The sequence below is a fragment of the Sphingobium sp. AS12 genome, from assembly GCF_019097845.1.
Taxonomy (GTDB): Bacteria; Pseudomonadota; Alphaproteobacteria; order Sphingomonadales; family Sphingomonadaceae; genus Sphingobium.
The window spans coordinates 237,853-251,515 of sequence record NZ_JAHRGM010000056.1 but is presented as its reverse complement, the minus strand read 5'-3'; the positions used below and the strand labels follow the sequence as shown (position 1 = coordinate 251,515).

The following is a 13,663-nucleotide window of genomic DNA, read 5'->3' as shown; positions in this document are numbered from 1 at the left end:
TGGAACGCGGCCGCTATCTTAGCGCCAAATCAGGTCATTGCGAAGGCAGGATCCCAAGATGTCGGAAAGGGAAGGGAGGGGCAGGAATGTGACGGGAAACGTGGATCGGCCCGTTGCCCCTCTAGCTCCAGGAGATGGTTCCCATGGCGAGCCTTGCCCGCTTGAATGACACGCCCCCCGTGTCCGCACCCTATCGCATCGATGTGTCGCGCGGTGGCCGCAGCGGCCGCGTATCCTCGGAATGGTTCTCACGGCCCGATGACGAGAAATTTCTCTCGCTTTCCAGTCTTTATGACAGCGTTCGCGCCCGCGCCGATCACTCGACCACGCGCATCGTCGAAAGTCGCGCGATCCGGGTCGAAGCCAGGAGCGACAATCCCGAACGGCTGATGCTGATCGCGCCGGGGGATGGACGGCCTGTCGCACCGACCAACTGGTCCTTCGGCCAGATATCCAGCCTCGTCGGTGCGCCGGCCTCCTATCTACGTCAGCTTCCCGCCGCTCTGGCCGGGATCAACCTGCAACACGGCCTCATCACCCATCGCGGCGAACAGGTGAAACTGCTTCAGACCGACGATGGCCGCACCGAACTGCGCGCCGCCACGGGCAGCGAGTATGGCCGTATTTTCGACCATGAACTCGTGCAGGCGATCATGGCTTTCGCCGGCGACGGTGTCGGTGACACACGCTGGAAGGTGCCCGGAACGATCCAGTGGGGCAGTATGACCTATAACCCCTTCGTCGACATCACCAGGGATACGACGACGCTCTACGCCTCGGACAGGGATGTGTTCGTATTTCTGGTCGACGACACGCACCCGATCGAGGCTGGTAAGCTGCCCAACGGCGATCCCGATCTCTATTTTCGCGGATTTTACGCGTGGAACTCCGAGGTCGGCTCCAAAACGCTCGGCATCGCGACCTTCTACCTACGAGGCGTTTGCGCCAATAGGTGCCTGTGGGGCGTCGAGAATTTCGAGGAGGTGAACATCCGTCACTCGAAATTCGCGGCCGCCCGTTTCTCTCACCAGGCTGCGCCCGCGCTCGAGCATTTCGCGAACTCCTCGCCGCAGCATTTTATCACCGGGATCAAGGCCGCGCGGGAACGCATCGTCGCGCGCAAGGATGAGGACCGCGATACTTTCCTGCGCCGCCGCGGCTTCACCAAGGCCGAGACGACGAAGATCATCCAGACGGTAATGGCGGAGGAGGGGCATCCCCCGGAAAGCCTGTACGATTTCGTGCAAGGCATCACCGCTGTGGCACGTTCAAAACCCCATCAGGACAGCCGCCTCGAACTCGAGGGCAAGGCCAGGAAGCTGCTCGAACAGGCGCTCTGACGCCTGGCTTCGGATTTGCCGAATTTTACCTCCAACGCCCGCTCCGGTCTCCGACCGGGACGGCTATCGCTCATGAAAGGATAAGGCGATGCGCGCCCAATCCGATGTTTGCCTGAATGATTTTGCCGTGGACGTCGCCTTCTTCAGCGACGGCGAGCACTTTGCCAGCCAGACCTACGCGGTCACCGCCTCGACCTGGTTCAGCGCCCGCCAGCAGGCGCTGCAAATGTCCGTAAACAGCGTTTACGACAACCCGCGCATTCCCGGCCTCAGCCGTTCCGCCACCGTTCGGTCCGACTCATGACCCGCAATCGCACCCAGCGTCTGGGAACAGGGCTCTCTGCCCTCATCGCCGCATCGCCCCCACCCATCACGACTTTGCCACTCGCTAACATCTCCGTTGGATATAATCCCCGCCGTTATTTCGATAGCAGGAAGCATGACGAGCTCGTCGCGTCGCTGCGCCTGCGCGGAATGCTCCAGCCGATACTGGTTCGTCCGACCAAGGATGCGAGCGACAGCTATCTCATCGTCGCAGGCGGGCGTCGCTACCGGGCGGCCTTGGAAGCCTTCGGGCCTGAGGGCGAAATTCCCGTCGTCATCCGAGAGATGACCGATCAGGAAGCCCTTGAGGCAGCGATCGACGAAAACGACGTGCGCGACGACGCATCGGAAACCGAGCAGGCCGATGCCGCCGTGCGCGTGCTCGCGGCCTGCCAGGACGATCGGGCCGAAGCCGCGCGCCGGCTCGGCTGGTCGAAAGCCAAGCTCGACCGCCGTCTTGCTCTGGGTAACCTCTCCGATACCGTCAAGCGCGCGCTCGACGAACGCCGGATCAAGGTCGGCCATGCCGAACTGCTCGCCGCCGTGCCCGCTGACAAGCAGGACAAGGCGCTCGATACGATCCTGAGCTCCGGCCTGGACGTGAGCAAGACACGCGACCTGCTGATGCGCGTCACGCAGGTTCTCGCCAGCGCCAGTTTCGACAAGAGCGAATGCATGACCTGCCCGTTCAATTCGGCAACGCAGCGGGCGCTCTTCGAGACCCATATCGACGATGGCCACTGCACCAACGCGGCATGCTTCGAACTCAAGACCCAGTCGGCGGAAATGCTCCGCTTCGAGGAACAGGAACGCGCCGACAAGGCCGCGCGGGCGGCGGCGCGCCGTGTGAAAGATGATGATGCAGACGATGACGCTGACGATGAAGAGCAGGACGACGTCATCAATGAAGCTAGGGGCGACGGCAAGGAGATGTCAGGCGATGGGACCGGCTCTCCAGTAAGAAGCCGGATGGTCGCATCTGCCCCGTCCGTCGCGGCTGGCAAAGCGAATAGCGCGCCGACGGCGTCCAAATCGACTGTCACCGCCAAATCGATCGCAGACCGTACCGTCGAACTGCGCGAAGCGATGTGGCGCACTGCGGTTGCAAGGGCGCTTGCGGGCAATAGCGCGCATGCCCAGAGTGCGATCCTGGTTGCCGCGATGTCGGGCACGTTGCCGCAGATCAAGGCGGAAACCCTCAAGGCGCGCTCGGGCCTGCTGGTCGACGCCGCATTCCCCGGCCTCGATTATCGCGCCAAAATCACGGTGATCGGCGAACTCGAGAAAGCGCAGGCAGCCACCATATTGTCGGCGATCGGCGCGGCCTATGCCAAGGACGTGGTAAATTTCGAACATGTTGCCGACCTCGCGCGCGCCTTCGACGTGGATCTGCGCGCCATCTGGCAGGTCGATAAGGCTTTTCTTGAGCGATACACCAAGGATGAACTGAGGTTCATCGCTCGCGAATGCGGCCTGATCGCGCATATGGGCGAAAAGGCGTTCGCCAAACGGCTGGGGGGCAAAAAGTCCGACCTCATCGCCGGTATGCTCGGCGCCATCGGCTTCAAATGGGCGGGACGCCTGCCGAGCTGCATGACGCTCGATGGACGATATGGACCACCTCCGGGCGACGCCGCTCCTGCGGTGCCCTCAAAGCTCGCCGCCTGATCTGCTTTTGCATTTTCACGAGAAGGACAGATATCATGCTGATTACCAGCCTGCTTCCGCTGCTAAGCCACTATTCGCTCGGCTTCGATCTCGTCGCAGGCCCCGACGACACCGTCACTCTAACCATTATGCCCCGCAAGGTGGCAGGGGTGGCCCAAAATCTCGAAGCCGGCGAGGCCCGCCCGATCTCGATCACGGCGAGCGCCGCAGAAATCGATGCGGAACTCGGACGAGGCGCAGATGGCGCATTGGGGCAGCTTATGGCCTCGCGCAAAACACTCGCCGACCAGATCGCCGAGCAACGCCAGGCGGCCGAGCTTGCGCGGACCGCCGCTGCGCAAGCCGCGAAGCCGAACACCGCGGCGGCCAAACAGGCCGTGCCTGCCACGCCCGTGAAAGCATCAGCAGCGAATAATCCGCCAGCCGACGCCACGGCCGAGGAACCCGCCAGCCTCTGGTGAGACAGCCGCCCGATTTTTCCAACACCATTGCCAACGAGGCTTGCCATGCAGATCAATCATCTCACCCGGGCCTATCGATATGACGGCATCGACCTGCCGGTGCCGCCCCATCTCGCCGACGACCGCAACGCCCTGCGTACCTATCATGCCACGCTCTACCCGGCGATCCTCAACGCTGAGATGGTCGATACCGGCATTATTGGGGGCGCCCATATCACCGAATATCGCCGTGCCGTCGGCACCAAGGGCTGACCATGGCGCGGCGTGCCGGAACCCCTATACCGCCCACACAGCACAGGACATTGTGCCAATGGATCGAGGCTGACGATGGCGACACGCCCAGCTTTACCCGGCCTGCCTGCAGCGCCGCGAGCCGGACCCTCCACGCCAAGATCGCGCTCCCCCCGGATAGCGGTCCGGGCGAAGTCCGAGAGCCCCTCCAACCCCCATCCGCTCTGCGTCTGCCGCCGCTCGGCTGACCTCGCCGGCACGTCGGTCGTGCTCTCTACTGACGTTCCCGTTCTCTTCGACCAGCCGCTGGGTCCCCATCACGAACTGGTCGGCCGGTGGGCTCTGTCGCTCGAAAAAACGATGCGGACGCTCACCCGTCCGGCCGCGCGTCGGCATATCGAGCGAGTCTTCGACGCTACCGTGCTCGACGTCCTCAATTCCGTTGATCTGGTCGATCTGCGCGTCGTCGTCCTTCAAGGCGGCGAGCAGGGCGGTCCACCCGCGATTGCCATTATCTGTGAGAGCCTGGGGCAGATCGATCTCGGCTGGATCGAAACCGGAGATGCGCCTGTTGCCTGGCGCGCCGCTGCTTATCGGGCGCTGGAACGGAACCTTGGCCGAGTATTGCCCATCTACGGCTACCCATTCCTCTTCGACGAGATCGCGATGTACTATTGGGATGGCGAAACCGAAGACGACGCTGCCCGCCAGAGCCTGATCGCTTATCACGGCGCAGATGCCGACGATCTCGAAAATATGGTGCTGCCCTCGGAGATGAACGCTCGGCGGCCTGCGTGGATGATCGCAGCCAATGCGGCGCCATCGAAGCGACTGCCGGGCGCGCTACGCCGCAGGCTGAACGCACTCGGACGGACATCCAAGGCGCTCGGGGGTCTTGAGAGCGCACGCAATGCCTGGAACTGCGATTTCGAGATCATCCAGGATTACATCCCGGGCTATGAGGAATGTTCCTCTCTGCCGCCGTTGACGCTCGTGCCCTTCGAGCAATTCGCCCGTGAACTCGACGACATTGCCCGTAACGGCATGGAGATGGGCTTCATGGACATCGCAGGGATCTTTCCGCTGCCGCACGCCGATCGCATCGACGACTGGTTCACCTCCCTGCGGCTCGGCGCGCAGTTTCTCGTTGCCGCCCAGGACCTGATCCGGCTCGATCCAACTACATTGTGAGGCTCCTTATGCCCGACCACAGCACGCATTTTGAAGCGACGAGCGGCGGCATGATCCTGACAAACGCCATCCTGCTCTACCGGAGCCAGGGATCCCGAATCCCTCAAGCCTATGGCGCGTCGACACAGGACGCTTGCGCCTTCGCCAGCATCCATGCGGTCGACCAGACCCACGAAGACCATCCGACAATCGCGGCCGGTGTGCCACTTACCCGCGCGCATTTGCGGCAATGGACCGAAGCGCTTGGACGGAGCGTGGCGCCCGAGCTTCTTCCCGACAACATACTGGTCGCGCACGCCGATATGCTCGCTTGGTGGGTTCCCCCGCAGGTGCGCCCGGCCTGGTTCGCACTATCATCTCCGCCTGACGGGCTCCGTGTCCTGCACGAAAGGAACATCGTACCTGTGCCCTATCCCGCGCATCTGTTCGTCGCCACCCGATCGGGCCTCGGCGTCTACGCCCTGCCGACGAATGCACGCCCGACGGCCGAGACGCGGTTGTTGCACTCACCTATTCTTAATGTGTTCGTCGGCGGACAGCTATGCTGGGGCAATATCCCCAGGCCCGGATCGCTTAGCATCGCCTCCATCCCGGACTTTGAGCGCGCTGTATTCGAAAGCTGGTCGACGCATCCTAATCCCGGGCAGGAACGCACTGTTACCGGCAAGGGAGGACTCATCCGGCTCTGGGACGACCTCGCCGCGCGCGGCGCGAAGTGCTTCCCGGTCGGCCGTCTCAAGCCTCTCAGTTTCGCCGGGCGCCGGCAGCCAGGACCAAACGTACGGCGCACTGCGCCAGACCCTGTAACCGTCGGAGCCTTGATCGCCCGCTGGAACCGGCGATGACTTCGCTCACCGATGACCCGACAGCCGCTGCGCTGCTTGCCGCGATGCCCTGCTATCCCGTCCCGTCGCAAGGCCGATCGCCGGCTATCGAAGCGCTTCGGACAGCGCGTGCCGGTCATGGACTTTTGGTCGGCCACGACGGCGTCATGCTGATCCTGCGCCGACCGTGGCTCGCGCTCGATGCCTGGGTCACACCGCCAATCTCGGCCTACCTCCCTTATGGCAGCGCCGGCACACCGAGGGCCGACCTGCGGTGCGGACTGATTCCCGGTGAACTGCTCAAGCGCATATTGGAACATCTACGTGGGGCGTTACCCAATGAGTCCGCGGCGTTTATCCTCTGGAACGCGGTCACGCGGGAATTCTCAGTCGAGTTCCCGATAATCGACGAGGCGACGCCCTCGCGTCTCGTCTATCACCCGCCGATCCTGCGATCCGACTGGCACCTGATCTGTGATATTCATAGTCACGCGGCAGGACCGGCCTTCTTCAGCGCCACCGACGACGTCGATGATGCACATTCAACCAAAATCTCGCTTGTCTTCGGTCGGCTTGATCACGCCGGTAGTCCCCTCGCTGCCTCGCGTCTTTGCGCAGGGGGGATGTTCCTGCCGCTGCCGCGCAGCCCCTTCTCTGGAGATGGTCATGCAAGCTGATATCCGCGCGCGTCACTATCTACACGCTGACTTCGAGAATCGGGCTATTCGTGTCCTGCTGGTGGGCTGCGGCGGGAACGGCGCCCAGATGCTCATGGGACTCGCCTCGCTCGACACCGCGCTCCGCGCGATCTCGACCCGGTCTCTCGACGTCACCGTCGTCGACGACGATATCGTGACCGAGGCGAATCTCGGTCGCCAGCCCTTCTATCGCTGTGACATTGGCAACTCGAAGGCCCACACACTGACCGAACGCATCAACCTCGCGCATGGGCTTTCCTGGAAGGCAGTGCACGGTCGCGCACCTGACGCGATCGGGATCGAAGGCGCCGATATCCTCATCACCTGTGTCGATACCGCTTCGGCGCGGCGTACGCTGGGGGCGGCGCTGGAGAATGGCCATAGCAGCCCCGCTTACTGGATGGACCTCGGCAATCGTGCGAGCGACGGGCAGTATCTGATCGGTTGCCCAGGTAACTCGACTGACAAACGTACTGACCGCCTTCCGACCGTGCTCGAAACCTTTCCGGAACTGGCGGACGAGGCTGTTGCCGAAGACGATGCCCCATCCTGTTCGGTCGCCGAGGCCCTCGAACGCCAATCGCTTTTCGTCAATCGTGTCCTGGCAAGCCACGCGCTTGCCCTGCTGTTCGATCTTCTAGGGCGCGGGTCGATCGGACATGCGGGCGCCTTCATCAATCTTGCCATCGGCCAAACCGTCGCCATCCCGCTGATGCATGGCGTCGCAGGTTGCCGTCGGCACTAAATGATGCTCGCTCGCGTCCATAAATCGCGCCGCATCATAGGTCATTGTGGCCGGTGACGGCTTTTGGTATATACATGGCATATGCAAGGAGGCGCGCCCGATGGCTCAACCCATTTCCACCAGTGTCGTTCGCGAGGCGAAGCTGTTTCGCAACAACCGCAGCCAGGCCGTACGCATCCCGGCGGAGTTCGAGTTTTCCGGGAGCCGCGTTCTCATCCACAAAGAGGGCGACAAGCTCATCATCGAACCTGAACCCAGAGCCAATCTGGTCGATATCCTCAAGGCACTTGCGCCGCTCGCCCCTGACGATGATTTTCCCGAGGATCTCGACGCGACGCTGCTGCCGCTCAAGGATGTCGATTTGTGAGCACACGCTACATGCTCGACACGAACATCGTGTCGGACCTCGTTCGCAACCCGCAGGGGCGCGTATTCGAGAAGATCGTCAAAGTTGGCAGCGACCGTCTGTGCATCAGCGTGATCACTGCGGCAGAATTGCGCTACGGCTGCGCTAAGAAAGGCTCGGCAAAGCTGCTCGCGCAGGTCGAGGCGATCCTTGCCGGTATTGAAATTCTGCCGTTCGATGTTCCCGGCGATGCCGAATATGGCGGCATCCGTGCCGAACTGGAGGCGGCGGGCTGCCCCATCGGCCCAAACGACCTGCTCATCGCCGCGCATGCTTATGCTGTCAGCGCTATACTGGTTACCGCCAATGTCGATGAATTCCGGCGTATCCGGGGCCTTAAGATCGAGAACTGGCTCGAGCCGCAAGCGTAACCGGCGCGGGTTAACTCTACCACCATCCGGTCAACTACGACCGAGCTGATTTACGGTCGAGCGCGATCATGCCGTGAAGGGCCGGATCACGCTCTGCCGACAAGCTTCGCCTCGCGAGCGGACACGAAGGAGAAGGGGAAAGATAGGGGGTGATCCCAGGGAGATCGCCCTTATGCTCACTCCGTACCACCACCGTCGGCATAGTCGGTCTTGCAGCCCGCAGCTATCGACCGGAGAATGCACCGCGCCGTTTCCGCCGGGCCTTGTGTTGTGACGGCCGACGTTGGTGCCTTTGACCCCGCAGACGCGGCTTGCTGGATCGCACATGGCCGCCGTGCAGATCATGCCCAGATACTGGCGTCGGTATGGACGGATTATCCGGACCTGCCGTCCCATGCGCCGCTTGACGAACGCATGGCGCGGAGCCGGGCGCGGGTTGCGGCGCTGCGTCCGTTCAACGACACGATCCGCAAGGAAGCCGAGCGCGACAGACAGCGGGCAAACTTTGCCTGTATCGAGAACCGTGTCGCCAAAGGCAGCGAACAGCCATGTGACCAGGCAATTCTGAACGGGCGCGATCTACACGGCTATGATTGGAACGCCGCCGTCCGTTACGCAAACGGTTGGTATGCCTTATGCGCAGCTGGGCATAACGCATATTATCGCGAGGTTGTAATAATGCGAAGGAGCGCGGGACATAAGTGCAAAACCGCCATATTTTGCCACGCTCCTTCGCATTAATTTACAGGGTGTCCAGCCACTCCATCAAACTGGCCTCTCGTTTCCACGAAGGAGTAGCGGTGCCTGTTACTGGAACGCCAACCCGCTCCAGCGCCTTGCGCTTCGTTTCCAAATCGGCCTGGGCGTAGTGGTTAGTCGTGTCGAGGCTGACGTGGCCAAGCCAACTGCGGATGACAGTGATATCGACCCCGGCAGCAACAAGATGAACTGCCGTCGCGTGCCGAAAACTGTGCGGGGTTATATGCTTCGATCGCAGGGTCGGTACGGTTTTCGCTGCTTCCTTCACATAGGCGGCGAGCTTGAACCGCACCCCTGAGGCGCCCAAGGGCTCGCCATAGCGGTTGACGAAGATACGTTCATGGGGCGCTCGAGGCTGCCTTGCCAGCAGCGTTTCGAGCAGCATGACCGTTTCCGGCCAAAGCGGGCAGATGCGTTCCTTCTGGCCCTTCCCATAGAGCCGCACGAAATTAGGGGCGTCCAACCGGATTGCGTCTGGGCATAGGTCCAGCGCCTCCTGGATACGCGCTCCCGTGTTATAAAGAAACGAAAGCAGCACATGGTCGCGAAGCCCCGCGAGAGTTGACCGGTCAGGCTGTGCAAGAATGGCCTCGACCTCGTTAGGTTCGAGGTAGAACGGGGCAGAGGTGGGTTCCCGTTTCACCGGCACCGCAAGAACTTCCGCACAATGAACAATCAACTCGGGGTCCTTGCCCGATACGAAGCTGAAAAAGCTACGGATTGCGGAGAGCCGGCAATTGCGTGTGCCGATCGTGCCTTTGCGTTCATTCTCGGCATGATTGAGAAACGCCCGCACCTCGCTGGCTGAAATATCAGCCAAGGTCAGCCGCGCGACCACGCTCTTCTTTCGTTCTGCAACGAATCGGAGCAACAGCCTCCAGGTATCCCGATAAGACCGGATCGTGTGGATCGATGCGTTGCGTTGCTCAGCCAGCCACTCCTGGAAGAACGCTCGCAACAACGTCGGAAAGGGATCGCCCTTTTTCATGACGCCACCTCCAGGTTAAGGCATCGGATGCCAATGGCGCGGAAGCGCTCGTTCGCTTCGTGCAGGAGATCGCGCGTGACGGTTATGTAGACCAGCGTGGAATTGATGTCGCGGTGGCCCATATAGGTGGAAAGGAAGCGCAGCCTTTCCTGAGGATTTACGCCGGTTCTGTACCATTCGAGAATCCGGTTCACGACCATTGAGTGCCGAAGATCATGAACGCGTGGCCCCGCCCTCCCAGAAAGAGGTTTAAGCCCGGCTTGGCGCATGACTTCGGTGATCATTTTGGAGACCATATACGAGCTGTGGCGGCCACTCGGATGATCATGCCAGAACAGCGCAGACTGCGGATCTTGCGAGGCGCCGGCGCCTCGTCTCGCGTCGACAAAAGCGCCCAGCTCGCTCAAGGCGCTGTCGGACAAAGGTAGAATTCTGGTCTTGTAGAACTTCGTGTCCCGGATCGTGATCGTCCCGGAATTGAAGTCCACGTCGCCGAGATTCAGCCTGGCAATCTCCCCGCGGCGCAATCCAGCACAATAGGCCAGAATTATCATGTGCCGCGCACATAGCGGACGGTAGGAAAACGTCCGCGTCGAGTAGGAGCGTGACACGTCGAGCATCAACCGTACGTCACCAGGGCTGAGAATATGAGGTTTCCGATAAATCCGCGCGACCTGTTGCCCAACTCGCGGATCGCACGGTCTTGGGAGCATCTTTGCATCGATGCGATATCGGGCCTTGGTGAGCATCCGCTCCGCTTTTTGGCATTGTGCAGCGTGATGCGGTGTGCGCTTGGCGGCCGCCCATGCGGCTACCATCTTCTCAATACTCTCTCCCGCCAAATGCGGACTAGCCTGAAGAAAGCGATCAAATCTGAGCAGAAGGTCCGCCTCTGTCGTGTATTTGTAACCACGATTGCGCATCAGCGTCACATGGTTCTGCATAAAATCGCCCAAGAAGCTCCCGAAGGGAGCCGGCCGACGAAGCGCCACGAGGGCATCATCCGGATTTGGAGACGCAATAGCCCGCCACACTGGTCTATTGCCCCTTGCACCATGTTTTAACCGAAGGTCAGCAATGGGATTTTTGTCAATCAGGCCACGTTTAAGCAGATAATCGATGAAGTCGTCGACGATATGTATTTCCTGTACCTGGGACGACTTCGGCCAAAAGTTTACCTTACGCTCCCTCATCCATTCGGAGAGCATCTCGCGGCTTAACGCCTGATGCCTTTGAGATACTCGCTCAAAGCTGCGGATAACGGACCGATAAGCTCTGAAGCGCTTCTCCGTCAATTTGCGCGTCTTCAGAAATTCCTCGGCCACTGTATCGTCGGTATCCAGCCACGCGCTCATGACCGCACCCCCGATCCCGGTACTTCAAGCGCCACCCCCCTGAGATCCTCAGTCGCAAGCTTGAGGTAGGTATTTGAGGATTCGACCGACCGATGCCCAAGCAGATCCCCAATGATCTTTTGCGGAACCGAAGCGCGAAGCAACTCGGTCGCGCGCGCGTGCCGAAAGACATGCGGCCCTCGCCTGCCGGGCAGATGGACGCCTGCCGCCGCCAATCGCCTCGACGCCACGTTGTAAACAGTCGTCATCGGGGTGTAGGGCGCCAACGCCAGAACAAATATATTGCGTGATTCTACTTGCGGGCGTCCATGCCGCAGATATTCGATTAAAGCCTCTCCGACCGCATCGGATAGTGGGAGAATAGAAAATGTTCCTGTTTTCCGGTGGCTAACGCGCAATGTCGCCGCTCGCCAATCCAAGTCATCTATTGAGATTCTAACAATTTCACGATCCCTGAGCCCATATGTGGCCAGGATTTGGAGTATGGCATAATCGCGCAAACCCCGGGGCGACTTGTCCTTCGCAGTTTCTTCCAGGACGGCCCTGATCTGGGTGCTATCGATTATCGAAGGTACGCCCTCATAGGCATAGATGCTCGGCCCGATGACAAGGGGAGCAAGATCGGTCAAAACAAGCCTTGCTTGATACAGGTATCGGAGCAACGAGCGGAGCCGCGCCGCAATTCCTGAAATCGATTTACGGCTCATATTGGAGCTACGCATGTCCATATATGCGTCTATGTCACTTACACTCAACGATAAGACGCTATTATCCGACCCCCGGTCCAATTGCCATTTAAGGAAGGTTCTTGCTTCCCACATATTTCCTCGAACGGTTTGATCGGTAAATCCTCGTTCGTCTTCCATCCATCTTCTGTAGCCATTAGCTAAATCACCGTGCAGCTTGGCGGACTCCTCCGCAACTTCTGACTGCGGCGGCCATTGCCCCTGTGCAAGGCTGAGGATTTTACAAATCGCTGTTCGGGGAAGCCTATCCCATCGTGGCGAAGGATACCGACCATATTTGGCTTCGAAGCACTCAGTCGCATACCGAATATACTGATCGACATGTGACGGGGTCACAACCTCAATCGGCAGATCAATCTCCGAAAGATAAATCAGAAATTCGGACGCGTAGAGAACATTGTTCTGGGCAGCCACTGGATTGTAGCGCTTCTCGGTCAAAGATCTGGACAGGTCAGCGATCAGCTCATCATGGATATTCAGCACGTTTGTCTCCTCGGTCGTTTCAGACACCGGAGACGTTCGCAACAAAAATAATGCGCAGCAACGCGGTTAGAAAACGGCGTAATTCTCGTGCATAGCTGACTTCCTTCGCATTATTCCAACCTCGCGATAATATGCAGCACATGCAGGCTGGCCGCCTCGGGATTTTTCCACTCGACAAGGTGAGATATCGCCCGCCTATGCTCAGGGTTTCCGTGACGGCGGTGGCTGTTTCGATGATCTGTTCGATGCGGCGAGGCGCGCCTACGCTGCCGCCGCGCGTAAGGCAGAACAATTGGCGTTTCCTCTACATCCCGCGCTTTCAAGACCCCTTCCCAGCAGTTGGCCGCTCCCGACGGACGGACCGCGCCCCAGCCGTTGGTCGAAGCGCATTTTGATCATCGGCGCGACCATCGCATCCGATGCCTCCAGGGGCTTGATGGAAATGCTGCAGGCGCAGGATGGGCATCAGGCGGGAAAGATCATCATCGCCGCTGCTGCGCGTGGCTTCCATCTATGGCAAGCGGGTCTTTCCGCCGAGATTGCGAAACCCTCCGATCAGTTGCGCGCTCTGCTTGCCGGGGTCGAGCCTGACGATTTGCTGGTGATGGCAGAAGGCGATGATCTTGCCTGGATCGATGGCCATGCCAGCCTGCTGCCACTCTGCCGAACGATGGAGCGCACGCGCAATTCGCCGATCCAGCAGCGTGTGCAGTTCCGCGCCTGGCTCGATCGTGGATTGGGCGACGGTGAGATGATGGCCAGCGGGCATATCCGCTGGACCAAAATCGCTCAGGGCCTCTCGGGGCGCCTTGGCGAGTTCGTGACGCGCTCTGCAGGACCAGCCGAGCCTCGCGGGCACCGAATCGTTGTGGAACTGCGTAACGGAACCCCCGCATTGGGCTTCATGACACCGCAGGGCGAACCGCTGGTTCCCGAGACGGTCATCACCAACAAGGCTCATTTGCGAAAGGCCATGACCATCATGCTGCGTCGGTTCGCAGCCGCCATCCCGCAGCATCACGCGATAGCCGCCTGACATCTCCTGACCCTTGCATCCGATCACAATGGAAACT

General features: G+C 60.5%; 17 protein-coding genes. 13 read left to right on the top strand and 4 right to left on the bottom strand.

The window, feature by feature from the left end:
• The first annotated feature begins 143 nt into the window (after positions 1-143).
• The 12 genes from KRZ98_RS19355 (at position 144) to KRZ98_RS19300 (ending at position 9,000) form a co-directional block, all read left to right on the top strand.
• On the top strand, positions 144-1,340 hold the full coding sequence (locus KRZ98_RS19355; protein ID WP_066768521.1) for a hypothetical protein: 1,197 nt from the start codon (positions 144-146) through the stop codon (positions 1,338-1,340).
• A gap of 88 nt (positions 1,341-1,428) precedes the next feature.
• The gene (locus KRZ98_RS19350) at positions 1,429-1,644 is read left to right on the top strand and encodes a hypothetical protein (RefSeq protein ID WP_088184949.1); all 216 of its coding nucleotides are present in this window, start codon (positions 1,429-1,431) and stop codon (positions 1,642-1,644) included.
• Entirely contained in the window at positions 1,641-3,332 is a 1,692-nt protein-coding gene (locus KRZ98_RS19345; RefSeq protein ID WP_082733575.1) for a PRTRC system ParB family protein, read from the top strand. The genes KRZ98_RS19350 and KRZ98_RS19345 overlap by 4 nt, the downstream gene beginning before the upstream one ends.
• A 35-nt stretch (positions 3,333-3,367) precedes the next feature.
• A complete protein-coding gene (locus KRZ98_RS19340; RefSeq protein WP_066768525.1) occupies positions 3,368-3,793 on the top strand; it encodes a PRTRC system protein E in 426 nt (141 codons plus the stop codon).
• A gap of 45 nt (positions 3,794-3,838) precedes the next feature.
• Complete coding sequence (locus KRZ98_RS19335) at positions 3,839-4,045, top strand: PRTRC system protein C (protein WP_066768529.1); 207 nt, start codon at positions 3,839-3,841, stop codon at positions 4,043-4,045.
• A 339-nt stretch (positions 4,046-4,384) separates the two neighbouring features.
• A complete protein-coding gene (locus KRZ98_RS19330; RefSeq protein ID WP_082733577.1) occupies positions 4,385-5,215 on the top strand; it encodes a hypothetical protein in 831 nt (276 codons plus the stop codon).
• A gap of 8 nt (positions 5,216-5,223) precedes the next feature.
• Complete coding sequence (locus KRZ98_RS19325) at positions 5,224-6,060, top strand: PRTRC system protein B (protein ID WP_066768541.1); 837 nt, start codon at positions 5,224-5,226, stop codon at positions 6,058-6,060.
• Complete coding sequence (locus KRZ98_RS19320) at positions 6,057-6,716, top strand: PRTRC system protein A (protein WP_066768543.1); 660 nt, start codon at positions 6,057-6,059, stop codon at positions 6,714-6,716. The genes KRZ98_RS19325 and KRZ98_RS19320 overlap by 4 nt, the downstream gene beginning before the upstream one ends.
• Positions 6,706-7,482 carry a PRTRC system ThiF family protein gene (locus tag KRZ98_RS19315; RefSeq protein ID WP_066768548.1) on the top strand — a complete coding sequence of 259 codons (777 nt, stop codon included), beginning with the start codon at positions 6,706-6,708 and terminating at the stop codon, positions 7,480-7,482. The genes KRZ98_RS19320 and KRZ98_RS19315 overlap by 11 nt, the downstream gene beginning before the upstream one ends.
• Positions 7,483-7,582: 100 nt before the next feature.
• The gene (locus tag KRZ98_RS19310; protein ID WP_066768550.1) at positions 7,583-7,849 is read left to right on the top strand and encodes an antitoxin; all 267 of its coding nucleotides are present in this window, start codon (positions 7,583-7,585) and stop codon (positions 7,847-7,849) included.
• A complete protein-coding gene (locus tag KRZ98_RS19305; protein WP_066768553.1) occupies positions 7,846-8,259 on the top strand; it encodes a type II toxin-antitoxin system VapC family toxin in 414 nt (137 codons plus the stop codon). Before KRZ98_RS19310 ends, KRZ98_RS19305 begins: the two co-directional genes overlap by 4 nt.
• Positions 8,260-8,496: 237 nt before the next feature.
• Positions 8,497-9,000 (top strand): hypothetical protein, encoded by a 504-nt coding sequence (locus KRZ98_RS19300; protein WP_217674958.1) that lies wholly within the window; start codon positions 8,497-8,499, stop codon positions 8,998-9,000.
• Position 9,001: 1 nt separating this feature from the next.
• On the opposite strand, the gene KRZ98_RS19295 is transcribed toward KRZ98_RS19300, so the two are convergent.
• From KRZ98_RS19295 to KRZ98_RS19280, 4 genes are read right to left on the bottom strand one after another with little or no spacing between them, the layout of a single operon-like run.
• Complete coding sequence (locus KRZ98_RS19295; RefSeq protein ID WP_048578765.1) at positions 9,002-10,006, bottom strand: tyrosine-type recombinase/integrase; 1,005 nt, start codon at positions 10,004-10,006, stop codon at positions 9,002-9,004.
• Positions 10,003-11,361: a tyrosine-type recombinase/integrase gene (locus KRZ98_RS19290; protein WP_048578766.1), complete on the bottom strand. Its 1,359-nt coding sequence runs from the start codon at positions 11,359-11,361 to the stop codon at positions 10,003-10,005. Before KRZ98_RS19290 ends, KRZ98_RS19295 begins: the two co-directional genes overlap by 4 nt.
• Complete coding sequence (locus tag KRZ98_RS19285) at positions 11,358-12,590, bottom strand: site-specific integrase (RefSeq protein WP_048578767.1); 1,233 nt, start codon at positions 12,588-12,590, stop codon at positions 11,358-11,360. The genes KRZ98_RS19290 and KRZ98_RS19285 overlap by 4 nt, the downstream gene beginning before the upstream one ends.
• 19 nt (positions 12,591-12,609) lie before the next feature.
• Positions 12,610-12,882 (bottom strand): hypothetical protein, encoded by a 273-nt coding sequence (locus tag KRZ98_RS19280; protein WP_217674957.1) that lies wholly within the window; start codon positions 12,880-12,882, stop codon positions 12,610-12,612.
• Positions 12,883-13,026: 144 nt separating this feature from the next.
• On the opposite strand from KRZ98_RS19280, the gene KRZ98_RS19275 reads away from it, so the two are divergent.
• Complete coding sequence (locus KRZ98_RS19275; protein WP_217674956.1) at positions 13,027-13,626, top strand: hypothetical protein; 600 nt, start codon at positions 13,027-13,029, stop codon at positions 13,624-13,626.
• Positions 13,627-13,663 lie beyond the last annotated feature (37 nt).